The 13,890-nt window shown below is 33.8% G+C and carries 14 protein-coding genes; 3 read left to right on the forward strand and 11 right to left on the reverse strand.

Annotated features, from left to right (window positions below):
• The first annotated feature begins 104 nt into the window (after positions 1-104).
• Positions 105-578, forward strand: coding sequence for a glycine/sarcosine/betaine reductase complex selenoprotein A (gene grdA, locus E4N74_RS00565; RefSeq protein WP_084224521.1), 474 nt, complete (start codon positions 105-107; stop codon positions 576-578).
• Between the two features lie 121 nt (positions 579-699).
• On the opposite strand, the gene E4N74_RS00570 is transcribed toward grdA, so the two are convergent.
• The 6 genes from E4N74_RS00570 to E4N74_RS00595 form a co-directional block, all read right to left on the reverse strand.
• Positions 700-1,887 (reverse strand): ABC transporter ATP-binding protein, encoded by a 1,188-nt coding sequence (locus E4N74_RS00570; protein ID WP_255805795.1) that lies wholly within the window; start codon positions 1,885-1,887, stop codon positions 700-702.
• Positions 1,874-2,905, reverse strand: coding sequence for a FecCD family ABC transporter permease (locus tag E4N74_RS00575; RefSeq protein ID WP_044978599.1), 1,032 nt, complete (start codon positions 2,903-2,905; stop codon positions 1,874-1,876). Before E4N74_RS00575 ends, E4N74_RS00570 begins: the two co-directional genes overlap by 14 nt.
• Before the next feature lie 3 nt (positions 2,906-2,908).
• Positions 2,909-4,069 (reverse strand): ABC transporter substrate-binding protein, encoded by a 1,161-nt coding sequence (locus E4N74_RS00580; protein WP_044979729.1) that lies wholly within the window; start codon positions 4,067-4,069, stop codon positions 2,909-2,911.
• 182 nt (positions 4,070-4,251) lie between these two features.
• A complete protein-coding gene (cobN, locus tag E4N74_RS00585; RefSeq protein ID WP_255818280.1) occupies positions 4,252-7,983 on the reverse strand; it encodes a cobaltochelatase subunit CobN in 3,732 nt (1,243 codons plus the stop codon).
• Positions 7,980-9,899 carry a magnesium chelatase subunit D family protein gene (locus E4N74_RS00590; RefSeq protein ID WP_044978600.1) on the reverse strand — a complete coding sequence of 640 codons (1,920 nt, stop codon included), beginning with the start codon at positions 9,897-9,899 and terminating at the stop codon, positions 7,980-7,982. The genes cobN and E4N74_RS00590 overlap by 4 nt, the downstream gene beginning before the upstream one ends.
• Positions 9,886-10,815, reverse strand: coding sequence for a magnesium chelatase ATPase subunit I (locus E4N74_RS00595; protein ID WP_044978601.1), 930 nt, complete (start codon positions 10,813-10,815; stop codon positions 9,886-9,888). The genes E4N74_RS00590 and E4N74_RS00595 overlap by 14 nt, the downstream gene beginning before the upstream one ends.
• A gap of 54 nt (positions 10,816-10,869) precedes the next feature.
• Here E4N74_RS00595 and E4N74_RS12875 point away from each other — a divergent pair, with 54 nt between their 5' ends.
• Positions 10,870-11,022: a restriction endonuclease subunit S gene (locus tag E4N74_RS12875; RefSeq protein ID WP_420832872.1), complete on the forward strand. Its 153-nt coding sequence runs from the start codon at positions 10,870-10,872 to the stop codon at positions 11,020-11,022.
• 128 nt (positions 11,023-11,150) lie between these two features.
• Here E4N74_RS12875 and E4N74_RS00600 read toward each other — a convergent pair whose 3' ends face one another.
• The 5 genes from E4N74_RS00600 to E4N74_RS00620 form a co-directional block, all read right to left on the reverse strand.
• Complete coding sequence (locus E4N74_RS00600) at positions 11,151-11,432, reverse strand: helix-turn-helix domain-containing protein (RefSeq protein WP_044978602.1); 282 nt, start codon at positions 11,430-11,432, stop codon at positions 11,151-11,153.
• Complete coding sequence (locus E4N74_RS00605) at positions 11,425-11,532, reverse strand: type II toxin-antitoxin system RelE/ParE family toxin (protein WP_245609066.1); 108 nt, start codon at positions 11,530-11,532, stop codon at positions 11,425-11,427. Before E4N74_RS00605 ends, E4N74_RS00600 begins: the two co-directional genes overlap by 8 nt.
• 66 nt (positions 11,533-11,598) lie before the next feature.
• Positions 11,599-11,784 carry a hypothetical protein gene (locus E4N74_RS00610; RefSeq protein WP_245608768.1) on the reverse strand — a complete coding sequence of 62 codons (186 nt, stop codon included), beginning with the start codon at positions 11,782-11,784 and terminating at the stop codon, positions 11,599-11,601.
• A 118-nt stretch (positions 11,785-11,902) separates the two neighbouring features.
• The gene (locus tag E4N74_RS00615) at positions 11,903-12,421 is read right to left on the reverse strand and encodes a restriction endonuclease subunit S (protein ID WP_476718558.1); all 519 of its coding nucleotides are present in this window, start codon (positions 12,419-12,421) and stop codon (positions 11,903-11,905) included.
• Entirely contained in the window at positions 12,418-12,549 is a 132-nt protein-coding gene (locus E4N74_RS00620) for a hypothetical protein (protein ID WP_255818295.1), read from the reverse strand. The genes E4N74_RS00615 and E4N74_RS00620 overlap by 4 nt, the downstream gene beginning before the upstream one ends.
• 152 nt (positions 12,550-12,701) lie before the next feature.
• Between E4N74_RS00620 and E4N74_RS00625 the strand changes: the two genes are divergently transcribed.
• On the forward strand, positions 12,702-13,886 hold the full coding sequence (locus E4N74_RS00625; protein WP_044978603.1) for an HAD family hydrolase: 1,185 nt from the start codon (positions 12,702-12,704) through the stop codon (positions 13,884-13,886).
• Positions 13,887-13,890 lie beyond the last annotated feature (4 nt).

Here is a 13,890-nt window from a genome sequence, read left to right on the forward strand (position 1 = left end):
CGTAAAAAAGACGATAAGTTTTTTTAACGGCTTTTTAAAGATACGGTTTAATAGACCGTGGGGCAGGTTGGTCTGCCTTAAAAAATTTATCCTAGGAGGATGCTATGGTTGATTTAAAAACCAAAAAAGTCATCATCATTGGTGACAGAGACGGCGTTCCCGGGGAGGCTATTAAGCTCTGTGCAGAATCGGCAGGTGCTGAGGTTGTATATGCTGCAACCGAATGCTTTGTCTGAACAAGCGCAGGAGCAATGGACTTGGAAAACCAAAAGCGAGTCAAAGATTTAGCTGAAAAATACGGTCCTGAGAACGTAATCGTTCTTTTGGGCGGTGCAGAAGCGGAATCTTCAGGTTTAGCCTGCGAAACTGTTACAGTAGGCGACCCGACTTTTGCAGGTCCGTTGGCTGGAGTCTCGTTGGGACTCTTGTGCTATCACGTGGCAGAACCGGAAATTAAGAGCCAAATAGACCCTGCGGTCTATGAAGCGCAGGTAAGCATGATGGAAATGGTTATGGACGTCGATGCTATCATCGCGGAAGTTTCGGAATACCGAAATAAAGGCTGCAAATTTCTGTAATGCCTTTTGAGGCTTATGAAGCGTAAAGCGCATGAGCTTCTTTCGTGTTAGTCAGCGGTGCGGTAATACAAAAATGACCCCATTCTTTAAAATGGAGCATTTTTGCAGCCCACCGCTTTTTTTATTCGTGCGGATGTTTAAGGCCATTGATAGCGTGTAATAATTGGGAATATGTTTTACAATAAGTATAGCGATTATACTCTTGTCTTTCTTTTAGGCTGATAACAGTTTTATTTAATTCTTCCGCATATTTTACCAACTCCGAATTTTTACTGTTGATACCTGCAAAAGATGCACCGCAATCTATAATCATATCCGATTTTTCAATTAAAAGTTTTGCTTCTTTAAATATTGTATCGTTTATAGGTTCAAAAGATTTTTGGACAAGGTATTCGATACTTAAAGACTTAGCTATAGGTGTGTCTAAGTCATTTTCAAATAGAATACCTGAGTTAAAACTTATTTCATATTTATTGAGAAGACGGTATACTGGAATTCCCCTGCCTTCGCCTCCGACAACAAAAATTTTGCAGGAGGTGTCTCGGCGTGCCAGTTCTATATTTCCTAAGAGGGTATTATATGAACCGTTTTTTATATCAAAGGCCTTACAAATCGACTTGTCGCTTATAATCTCTTCCGGCACTCCGTATAAGTAATTATTCTTGTCTAAAATTAAAAGTATTTTATCTGCAATTTTAGGTATCAAATCCAGTTCATGTAAAGAAAGAATGATAATCTTATTTCTTTCTCTAGCTAGGGTGCGCAAGATTCCCAGAAGATCTATTTTATATCTGATATCCAAAAAAGAAGTCGGCTCATCAAGAATCATTAGATCAGCTTCTTGGCAAATTGCTCTTGCAATCATTATACGCTGTTTTTCACCGTCACTTAACGAAAGAAATTCTTTGTGTTTTAATGCCTCTCCGTCTACGATTTTTATTGCATCATCAACAGCTATGTAATCTGCTTCCGTCATTTTTCCGAATTTATTTGTGTGAGGGTATCTGCCTGTTGCAACGATTTCTTCGGCAGTCATAAGATGAGGGCTTATCCTGTCGGTCAGAACTACACTTATTTTTTTTGCTTGTTCTATATTGTTAAGTTTTTCAATATCTTTTTCGCCTATAAAAACTTTTCCACCTAATTTTTTTATGTGTTGTGTAATTGTTTTGATTATTGTTGATTTTCCTGATCCGTTAGGTCCCATAAGGCAAAGTATTTGCCCTTGCTCTAATTCTACCTCAACGTTACCTATGATAATGGTGCTGCCGTATCCGACATCAAGTTTTTTTAATTTAAATAGTTCCATATTTTTTATTTTTACAGGTCATCAGATAAATGACAATCGGAGCGCCTATAATCGATGTAATTGTGCTTAGACTTAGTTCCGTAGGAGCAAATAATGTTCGTGCAAAATAGTCGCTTAAAAGAGAAAAACTTGCACCCATCAATGTAACTGCCGGTATCAGTATTTTAGGCTGCGAGGTTGAAATAATAAGACGCGTTAAATGAGGAACGGCTATACCTACAAAGGATATAGGCCCTGCAAATCCTGTAACACAGGCAGAAAGAATACTTGATAGAAAAATAAGGGCTAGTCTGAAATTTTTAACATTAACTCCCATGCTCTTTGCATAGTTTTCTCCGAGGAGATAGGCTTGTAAGGGTTTTGATAAACAGAATACTCCGATTACAGCCGGAACAATAATTATTGCAGAAATTTGAATCATCTTCCATGTGATGCCTGAAAAACTGCCCATCGACCACATAGTAAGTCCCGCAATTTTATAATCGGAAGCAAAAGCTATCATAAAATTTGTTCCCGCAGAGGCTATGTAGCCTATCATGATACCTACAACAATCAGTATTGAAATGTCTCTTACCCGTTTTGCAAAGGCTAATACTAAAAGCATCGATAGAATACTTCCTATAGCAGATGCAGAAAAAATCAGAAATAAAGAATTAAAAGAAATATTAAATGTAAAATTGGTTAAAATTATAAATCCGACAAAGAGCCGTGCTCCTGATGAAATACCTAATACATAGGGCCCTGCAATCGGGTTTCTAAAAAAAGTTTGTAATAAAAATCCCGATATCGATAAGGCAATACCGAAAAGAACGGCGGCAAGAATTCTCGGAAACCGTATTTTAAATAAAACATTATATTCCAAGGTACTTGGAGTTCTTTCTCCTATACAGATATCCCAAATATCTTTTAAGCTAAAAGATACGGAACCTGAAACAATATTTATTAATACCGCAACTATAAATAAAATTATCAGGATTATAAAAACTATGGTAATCCGTCTTTTCTTTTCGGTATGCATGTGTTATTTTTTTTCTGCCGGAACCGGTGCACTAAATAAATAGAAGTATTCCGTTTCGGTTAATTCTCCGGGTTTTGAATGAATTATTTTATTTAATTCTTCAATCATATCTGCAACATGATCTGCACTCTGATAGTAGTTGGGTTTAACGCCCCAAACTCGGTTTTCTTTTACGGCTTTTAGATCTTTTAAATATTCGGCAAAGGCGGTTAAATCTGAAGTACTTTTAATGGCACTTCCGTTTACGCTGTCATAAAAGAAGAAGTCTGCCTTTTCTGCTCCCTTATAAAATTCTTCAGCATTCATCTTTGTGTTTCCGTTTTTATCGGGATTTAAGTCTTTGAAAATATAGTTGATTCCAAGTATTTCAAACATCTTTACATTGTAATCTCCTGCATTTCGAATATAGAAGATATCTTTAGACATAAAAGCCGAAGCAAAGGTAGTCTTATTTGCGGATTTTTTGTTCATTTCTTCTACCGCATTTATTCTTGCCAATTCTTTTTCATAGTACCTATTTGCTTCTTTTTCTTTTCCCGTTATTTCTCCGGCAAATTTTACCCATTCAAGACGGGCTCGGGGGTCAGCTTCCTGATGATTTGAAACCCCTATCCACTTAAGTCCCAGTTCATCAAATTTGGAAATTATACCCGGAGTTCTTGCCATATTTTCGTAAGTCAATAAAATGGCATCTGCGTTTAATGCATGAAGCATTTCATAGTCTAAAGCGTTTTTACTACCGATAAATTTTATTTTACCGTCATCCATTCCTTTTTTTATTTCAGGAATTTTCCATGTGGAGGATTGTACGGATGTTCCTGTAACTTTATCCAACTCTCCTATAGGACGAAGAAGGGTTGCATGCACGGTCGATAAAATAATTAAAGACTTGACGGGCGTTTCAATGATATTAAGATTTTCTCCACCCTTTATTGTTTTGCCTCTTGGAACGAACCAAACTTCTCTTCCTTCAACATCGGTATACTTTTTTATTCCCTGTTCATAGTAATCGACAGAAAAAGATTTAGCATACTTTAATTCCAGTTGACCTATTTTTTTAAGGTCGGTTTCACTTTTTGTCTCTTGACTTCCCTTTGCCCACACTGATGTAAAAGAAAGCGTCATCAGTATTGCAGCAAACCAAATGGTAATTCGTTTTTTCATAATAATCCCCTTATGAAATTTGATCTTACTCCGTTTTAAGCGGCGGAGTATTCCGCTTTGCGGCTTCATAAGCTATTTCAATCTGCATTGAAATAAATTAAATGGACTCTGTTTTTTGTCAAGATTTTTACATGATACTCAAAATCAAATGGTTTGTCTATATATCCGTTTTTTTTGTTTTTTTATTCTCCATAAGATTCCAACTCAGCTTCCATATTTAAAAATATGCTTTTTAATTTTTCAAGGCTTTCAGATTTTGCATTCCACATTTTACGCTGATTTGCCTCAAGTAAACGCTCTACTATTTGATAAGCTGCATTTTTATTAACCGATTTTATCCAGTTTAATGTGTTTTTATCAAAAAGAAAGGTCTTCGCAAAATCTTCATACATCCAATCTTCTACATTATCGGCGGCAGCATCCCAACCGAAGAGATTATCCATAACCTTGGATATTTCCTGTGCGCCTTTATAGCCATGCTCCTTTAAACCTTCAAGCCATTTTGGATTAAGAATTCTGGAGCGCATAACACGGGACGTCTCTTGATCTAAGGTCATGGTTTCAGGAATATTAATATCGGCAGTGTTTCCCACCGAAACATAGGGCTTTTTTCCCGACTTGGAAGTTACGGCAGCTATAAGCCCTCCGTGATAATTATAAAAATCATCGCAATCTAAAAGATCTATTTCACGGCTTACTTCGTTTTTGATAGCCATATCGGTTTTGCTTAAAAGGTTTTCAAATGCCCTTGTATCTTTTTCTCCATGAAATTTTTTTGAATATGCATGGCTGCTCCATGTTATATAGGCTTCGGCAAGGTCTTCAAAGTTTTGCCATTTTTTTGATTCGATTAAATTTGCAAGTCCCGCCCCATAAGTTCCTGAAGGAGCGCTAAAAACTCTTACCGAGGCTCTATCCCTTGCCTTGTCGGCCGGTATTCCTTCATCTACAAATTTTTTAATTGTTTCTTGAATGTTTTTTTTAATGGGGTTCATTTCATCATCTTCATCAAGAAATGCTACCGAATTAACTGCCTCATCCATTAAAAAAATTAAATTCGGAAAGGAGTCTCTAAAAAGTCCTGAAATGCGCATTGTAACATCAATACGAGGCCGCCCCAATTCTTCAAGAGAAATTGCTTCCACTCCGCATACCGTCTGTGTGTTCTTTATGTAAAGAGGGCGTACACCCATAAGAAAAAATATTTCACCTATGTCTTCTCCATAGGTTTTCATTGTATTTGTGGAATATACAATGATAGCTATATTTTTCGGATAAGTTTTATGTTCTTTATAATATGCCGCTATTTGCAGAGAACCTAATTTTTTTCCTGTTTCGTATGCAGTCTTACTCGGAATTTCTTCAGGGTTAATTGAATAAAAATTTCTTCCTGTGGGCAGCAGCTTGATATTGCCTCGGCTTGGATTTCCGCCAAGGCCTGGTAAAATAAACTCTCCGTTTAAGCCCTTGATAAGGGAGGTTTTTTCATTATCGGTTTTTATAAGACGGGGATATACTTCCCTGCAAATAAATTTAAGGCTTTGTTTTAATTCGTAATTATTGGATTTATTGTTTTGAAAAAACGGCAGCTTATCAATAGCGGCTTCATTAAATTTTACTTCGTTTAGCTCACTGATTAACTTATCTGCTGTTTTCTTTGATTGTTCTAAAATTTTATAGTCATTAAAATTATTTTTTTCGGTATCGCTTAAATTTTTCCTAATCTCTTTAGGACTATATCCCAAAGAAATTATAATTGCATCCTCTAAGCCCTCCGTATCGTCTTGGCTAATTACAGATAATCCCTTTACTAATTGTAGCAAGCGTTTTTTTTCAGGAGTCTTTCCATATATATGAAGCCCGTCCCTTACGATGGAATTTTTTATTTTGTGAATCCAATTATGAATTAAAATAAGGTTTTGTTCGGGATATTTAATTGCATCCTCATATTTTATTTTAAGATCCTTTAAAATAGAATGTTCATTTGCCAGTTTAAAAATACTTTCCGTTACGTTATTTTGTTGAGAGGGAGCCGACTGTTTAGCATGTTCATATTTTTCTAACATATCCTCTAATTCTTGAAGGTAGTCATAAGTATCCGATTCAGCAAAGCTTGGAATTAAATGACTTAAAATTGCAGCGTGGGATCGCCTTCTTGCCTGCATTCCTTCCCCCAATATACCTAAATTATAGATATAAAAATGAGGAATAGAATAGATATTTATGTCAGGATAACTTTCTTTTGAAAGAGCGATTTCTTTTCCCGGAAGCCATTCTAAAGTACCGTGTGTCCCCACATGGATAATAGCATCCGCCTTAAAAATATTGTCAACCCATTTGTAAAAGGCTAAGTATGAATGAGGGGGCGGATTGTGAGTGTCATGATAAGTTTCTATGATTGCATCTTCCGGGCTTCGTGCAGGCTGAAGTCCGATATAAATATTTCCGTCTATAATTCCCGGAATCACAATATGGTCATCCATAAGCATGGATAGGCCGGGAGAATTGCCCCATTTTTGTTTTAAATCAGTGCGGTTGAATTCGGGAAGATTTTTATACCAGTCTTCATATTTTTTTGAGCTTATGGAATCAGCTTTAAATTTCCAAATTGTTTCAGGTGATGTCCATTTCCATTCATTTGTTCCTCTGCGGATTAACTCATCGATAATTTCTTGTCCGTTTGAAAAATTGAAATCCAAACTATAATTTTCTTCCTTTAAAAATTGAAGTATGTTCCATAAAGAGTTCGGTGTATCCAATCCGTGGGCCGAACCTATTAGGTCATTTCTTGGAGGATAGTTGTGCAAAATAATTGCAATCCGCCTTTCTTGAGGCTTTTTATTTTTTAATTGGGCAAACCTGTGTACAAGTTCACATAGGGCTTTTACTCGTTCGGGCATTGGTACAAAAACCCGCCCTACAATTCCGTTTTTTTCTATTTCTTCGGAAGCAGCTATGGGTATAGTAATAATTTGACCGTCGATTTCAGGTTGATATATATTTAATGAAATCGAGGCTATGTCCAATCCTGAAGGTGATTTTTCAAATTCTTCTTTTGAAAGATAGCTTGTGATAGCTTGAAATACAGGAAGATTAAAATTTTCAAAACATGAATGAATAAAATTTTTAAATTCATTTTGGTAATAAGAAGATATGGTATATCCCGTTGTCAGAATTATTGCATCTATAATTAATTTTCCGTTAAAATAAAAATATTTTTCCATAGCTTGCAGTACCCCATCATTATCTTGCGGACCAAGTCTCCCGATAATGCAGATACATTCGGCTCCCTGTTTTTTTAGCTCCTCAATAACCGCGTCGACATGTCTCATATTTTGATTAAGTAAAAAAGGATAGTGTGCAACAATGCCTATAATGTTTTTTCCGGAAGCGGCAATATCGGATAATAATTTTTCTTCATCTTCATTAAGTAAATTTCCGTTCTTGTATATTCCTATTGTTTTTCTTTTTTTTAAAGGCTCTAAGATATAATTTGTCCCTGTTGTAATGTTTGAAAATAGTTTTATAAACTCTGCAATTTGATCCGATCCGCCTGCCTTAAAATAACTATGCAGTTTTATATATTCTTTCGGTTTAATAGAACTGTAAGACATAATTGAGCTGATTTCTTCAGGGATTGAACAATCAAAGAATATTTTTTTACCTTTTATAATTCGGATTACAGTTTCAAGGTTTTGTAAATGTGCGGATGAACCGTGAAAATGCATAATTATTGCATCAGATATTTTTAGTTTGCTGCACATTTGTTGGAATATACTTTTATCGGAATTTACTTTTATAACATCAAAGCAAAAAATATTTAAATTCATATTTTCAGAATCTTTCACCTGTTTTACAGCTGATTGAAATTCAAAGGCTCTGGTATCCCCATAAAAAATTCCCGTTAAATTCATCTCTTTTCCTCCATAATATCAATACGGGATAGAGAGTATTCCGTATTTTGATGTACAATCTCGGTTAGAATTTCAGGTTTTAAATCTTCTATTTGATAGTATCTTGCATTTAAATTTTTTGCAAGTTCTTCAGCAAGTGCTAATTTTACAAAACCCGATTCGGTATCTATAACAACAGAATAAATATTTTCATGCCTTATTTTTTTAGAAATAAAAAGAGCATCCTTAATGGGCTCATCAAAAAAAACGGAACCGTGATTAGATCTTCCGTCTGTAATTAAAAATAGCAAAGGAATCATATCTTTATTTTTTAGCTTATGTATTTTAAAATATTCCAAGGCTTTGTTTAAGCCTAGAGATAGGGGTGTTTTGCCTATTGTTGGGATTATCTGTAACTCTCTTTTTGCAAGCAAGACGCTTCTTGTAAAGGGTAATATTATCTCCGCCTTTGTTCCGGAAAAGGTAATCATAGAAACTTCGTCATGTTTTTGGTAAGAATCCATCAATAAAGATAGGATCGCATTTTTTGTTTCTTTCATCCGCTTCATTGCGCCCATTGAACCGCTTGCATCTACTAAAAAAATAATAGAGGCACCTATACGGGTTTTCCTTTTTTTGAATTTATAATCATCTTTGTTTATTTTAATAATGCCTTCTTTAGGCTTTATTTGATGCGAAGCGGCCGATTTTATTGTGGGTATAATAGCCAGATTATGAAGATTTTGATTTGACCTTGTGCAGCCGAATGTCTTTCCTTTTAGTTCATCGGTGCGGGTCTTATTTCTTTTGCCTAGCCCTTTTCTAAAAGAATTATCTTCATTAATGTTTAAAAGATTTTTTATTTTAAAAATTTTATCTGCAAGCTCCGTATCCGGATTCTTATAGTTTATTCCTTTTTGATTATTGGTATTATGATCTTTGTCTTCTGTGGAGTTGTTTTTATTATTTGAAATTCGGGATTTTGATTCTATTTTTTTATTAGTTTTTTCTTCTGTTTTATTTTTATCGGAATTCTTTTTATCATCATTGTCTTTGTCCGATTTTATTTTGTTATTGTTTTGTGTTTCGGATAAGTTGTTTTTTCTGTGTTTAAGAACCAGCTCGGCGGCTTCTTGTAAGTTTTTGTCTGTGATATATCTGAGGTTGTCAATGGCTGCAAGAGCTCTTGCCGTGTGTACAAGACAAATGCTCGCTCTGTAACCTAAGCAGTTTGCTTCTTTGCTAAGAGCTTCAGCTTTTGTAATTATCGAGTCCGATATTTTTATTCGGTTTAATATTTTTTTTGCAAGCTGAATTTTATCGGATAAAATTTTATCTTCTTTTTTTAATTTTTCAATCAGGTTTCTATCTCCATTATCAAGGTCTAAATTTATTTTTAATATTTTTAATCTTTCTTCTTTGTTTAAATTTGAATTTGTTTCTACATAGATTGAAAATTTATCAGTAATCGAATTGTTTAAAAATCCTTCTTCAGGATTCATTGTACCTATGAGCTTGGACTCTATTATTCTTTTATCGGAGTATCCGTCACGTTCTATTTGAATAAAACCTGTTTCTATTGCATCCAATATCGTATTGATATACTCATTCGGAAAGAGGTTTATCTCATCAATATATAAAATTTTATTTTCGGCTTTGGTTAAGATTCCTTGTTGAAAATGATTTTTACCAGATTCAAGTGTTTTTTTTATATCCAAACCGCCGAATAAATTTTCCTCTGTTATATTGAGCGGGACATTAACGATAGAAATATCGGAAATGTTTTTTAAGCTTCCTGCTGCAATGCTTTTTCCGGTTCCCTTTCCTCCGGCTATAAGGAGGCTGTTTATTTTATCGCTGACAGCAAGGATAAGGAGTGCCCTTACTAATTTTTTTTGACCTACAAGGATGCTAAAAGGATAATCAAAGCCTTTCATTCAGAATATTCTCAATGTCTGATCGGTTTAATGGGTTTATTTCTTCAAAAGGTTTTTTTCTAAGCCTGTGAGAATAGACCATTTGGGCTAAACGGATAATATCGTCTTTTGTAACTTCATCCCTTTCGCGAAAGGCTGCATAGGCCTTAGCGGCTCTAACTAAGGTTAGGTCTCCTCTGTGCCCGTCCACGTTTAGACCTATGGAAAGGCTTACAACCAAGTTTAAAATCTCATCTCTTACTTTAATATAAGGAAAATGTTTTTGAGCTTCTTTTATTTTTGATACTAATTTTTTTTCTTCTTGATAAGAAGAGTTTATAAATTCTACAGGATCAGTTTCAAAGGCCAGCCTTTTTTTTATAATTTCTTTTCTTAAAGCACCATCCTTTTCGCTTTTTACATCTACCAATAAGCCGAAGCGGTCTAAAAGCTGCGGCCTTAATTCTCCTTCTTCAGGATTCATTGTTCCTATTAAAATAAATTTGGATGAATGACTGTATGAAATTCCATCTCTTTCTATTGTATTTACACCCATGGCAGCCGCATCCAATAAGAGGTCGACTATATAATCCTCCAATAGATTTATCTCATCTGCATATAAAATATTTCCGTCAGCTTCTGCTAAGATTCCTTTTTGAAGAACTTTTTCTCCCGTTTTTAAAACTCTTTCTATATCTATTGAACCGGCGACTCTGTCTTCCGTAGCATTTATAGGAAGCTCCACAACTTTAAGGCTTTCTCCATGCCTTTGCATCAGATCTCCTATTCCCCGCACAATTGTAGATTTTCCGGTTCCCTTTTCTCCTCGTATAAGGACACCCGAAATTTCAGGACATATTAAATTTAAAATTATTGCAAGCTTTATATCTTCCTGTCCCTCAATTTGTACAAATGGAAAAATCTTTTTTTCAGTCATAAAATCTCCGTGATATTTACTCCAGCACCTAAAGGGATATTAACATTACGATAGCTGAAAGTCAAGGAGAGGGGAAATTTCTATCATTTTTTATATTATAAAATAATGTTATTAGATTTAAAAAAATATAACGAAAGAACTACAGTTCCAAGTTCAAGAACTGAAACACTTAATAAATTAAAATTTAATATTCCAAAGTTGGAATAACAAAAAAAGATTTTATCCGTATCAGAACCTATTGATAAAAAAATCAAAAGTCTTATTAAGATAAATGATAATTTAGCGGGTTAAATCACGAATAAAATCAAAACAATCGGATAAAAAAGATTGTTATTTTATTGCAATTGTAAAACCAACTTTTTACCTAATACATTTGCTGCTTTTGTTAGCGTAGCCAAGGTAACCGAATCATTTTTAGGATTAAGAAGTCTATTCAATGCGGCTCTTGATGTATTCATTTTTTTTGCCATCTCTGTTTTGTTAATATTTTGAGCATTCATTTCATTCACCAAATTATATGAAATTAATCTTTTTATAGCTTCATTTCTAACTTCAACCTCAATATTTTCTTCTTCAAGAAAATCTTCAAAAGAGCTTCCTACATATTTTTTATTCATAGTGCCTCCCTAGTACTAAATTCTTTCTTTTTTTACTCAAACCTATATCCTCTTGCGGAGTTTTTTGGCTTTTCTTTATAATTGCATGGAGCAATATCATATTTCTTTCTAATATCGTAAAAAACACTCTGCTGATTCTTTTATCCGAAATATTTGAACGCACCTCTCATAAATTTGAATCAAGCTTTCTTACAGCAGGATATCCGATAGGCCAAGACATTTCTATTGCCATTATATCGGCTCCTATTGTTTTTCGATCATCCGGAGCTAAGTCTTTTAGAAAATCACGAACAGGTTCATTTCCTGTTTCGGTCTTAAAGAATTTAGCTATAACTGCTTTATCCATTTTCATTGAATATATTGTACCAAATTTGATACTTTTTATCAAGTAATAACAATAAATTAGTATAAAAAATAGCTTTAACCTAAGATTGATTATCCTTGAATTCAGTGATTATTAGCTTTGCATTCTATATCTCGATGTTTGAAATATCTATCTCTCCAGAAATGAGCTTTGGTAATAGAGTGTCGCGGAGGGATGTAAGGCGATCAATTTCCATATTATTTTTAAAAGTAATTTCAAACATAGGTTTTACAATTTGGTTAAATTTTATATTTGTAGACCTAGAAGGTATTATTATCGAAGACTCTTTTATCGCTGCAGATGATAAGTTAACCTGAACTCCGCTATTAGCACGACTCCTTAAATCTTGTAAAAAATCCTTACTATTTGTAAGTAAGTATATGTATGGATATGATATTTCATATTTTCCATTGCATCTGAGTAATCCTACTCTTTGATTGAGTAAATATTGATTATCTACAGCCATAACAGCTGTATTACCAAGAATTGCAACATTATCCTTCATGTCTGTCATAGCCATAAGTATATCACCTTTGCAAAGAATATATTTTTGTAAATTTTCAGACTTTTTTTTAGGAAACCAGCTTTTTGTTCCTGTAGGTATAAAACCGCCTCCAGATTTTATGTGTCCTTGTTTAAATACTGCATAACAACTTTTTTTTGTTTATTTAATAATTCTTTGCTTTTAAAAGCATATCCATTATAAAATTTTATAACATCTTCCAAATTCCCAATCTTCCAATCATCAGGCATTACACCGCCAAATGGCTCAAAATCGACGAACCAGGCTTTAAAAATAGCCTGAGCTTGCTGCTCTAAATTATCATTTAGCTTAATACTGCTTTATCTGACTTGGCAATTTATCGATAAAAGGTTATAATCTTAAATCTAAGGTTAATAACTATATGCAGAATTATGATTACGCTTATGAAGCTAAAGAGAAAAATCCTATTTTGGCAATTTGCTATGATTTTGATAAAACTTTGTCACCAGATGATATGCAAGCTCAAGGTTATATCCAATCTATCAATTATCAAGTCCAAGATTTTTGGGAAGAATCCAACAAGCTTGCCGCAGACAATGAAATGGATCAAAATTTAGCCTATATGTATTTAATGTCTAAGAAGTCAAGAGGAAAAGTTTTATTTACAAAGGATAAATTAAAGGACTATGGTTCTAAAGTAACGCTCTTTCCTGGCGTAGATACATGGTTTGATAGAATAAATGACTATGGAAATAAGAAAAATGTTAAAGTTGAGCATTATATAATTTCATCAGGGCTTAAAGAAATGATAGAAGGAACGGTAGTTGCAAATAAATTTAAAAAGATATATGCAAGTTCTTTTTATTATGATTCTGATAATGTTGCTGTTTGGCCGGCTCAAGCTGTAAATTATACCAACAAGACACAATTTTTATTTCGAATCGAAAAAGGTGTTTTAGATGTAAATGATCAAAGAATTAATTCTCATTTTGAACCAAAGGAATATAGAGTACCTTTTAGAAATATTGTTTATATAGGTGATAGCGATACTGATATACCATGTATGAAGCTTGTAAATATAAATGGGGGACATTCAATTGGTGTTTACAATGCCGAAACTAAGGATAAATCAAAAGTATTCCGAATGCTTGATGAAAATAGAATAAAGTACTTTGTTCCTGCCGATTATAGTGAAGATTCAAAATTAGAAATGTTGATTAAAATGATTATTGACCGTACCCAATCTAATGAGCTCCTTCAAGATTTACATTTCGAATGTGTGGATGAAAAAGCTGTAGAAACAAGAAATATTACTCAAGAGGATAAGAATAAGGATGTTTTAATTAATAGCCTTGAAGAAAGTAGAAGTTTTGCTAATACGCATTCAATAATCTCTCAATTGCGTGAAATAAACTCATGGTCACCGGAACAAACAAATAAGCTGTTAGATATAGCTTTGACAAATAGACAGGTAGCATATATTTTGACAGATACTGATGTAAAACAATTTTATGAAAGTGTTGTAAAGGATATAGATAAAGATTATTTTGATGAGATTTTTGATAATGATAATATCAATAAAATAAAACAAATGTTAAATCTATAGAGGA

This window comes from Treponema putidum (assembly GCF_024401155.1).
Taxonomy (GTDB): Bacteria; Spirochaetota; Spirochaetia; order Treponematales; family Treponemataceae; genus Treponema_B; species Treponema_B putidum.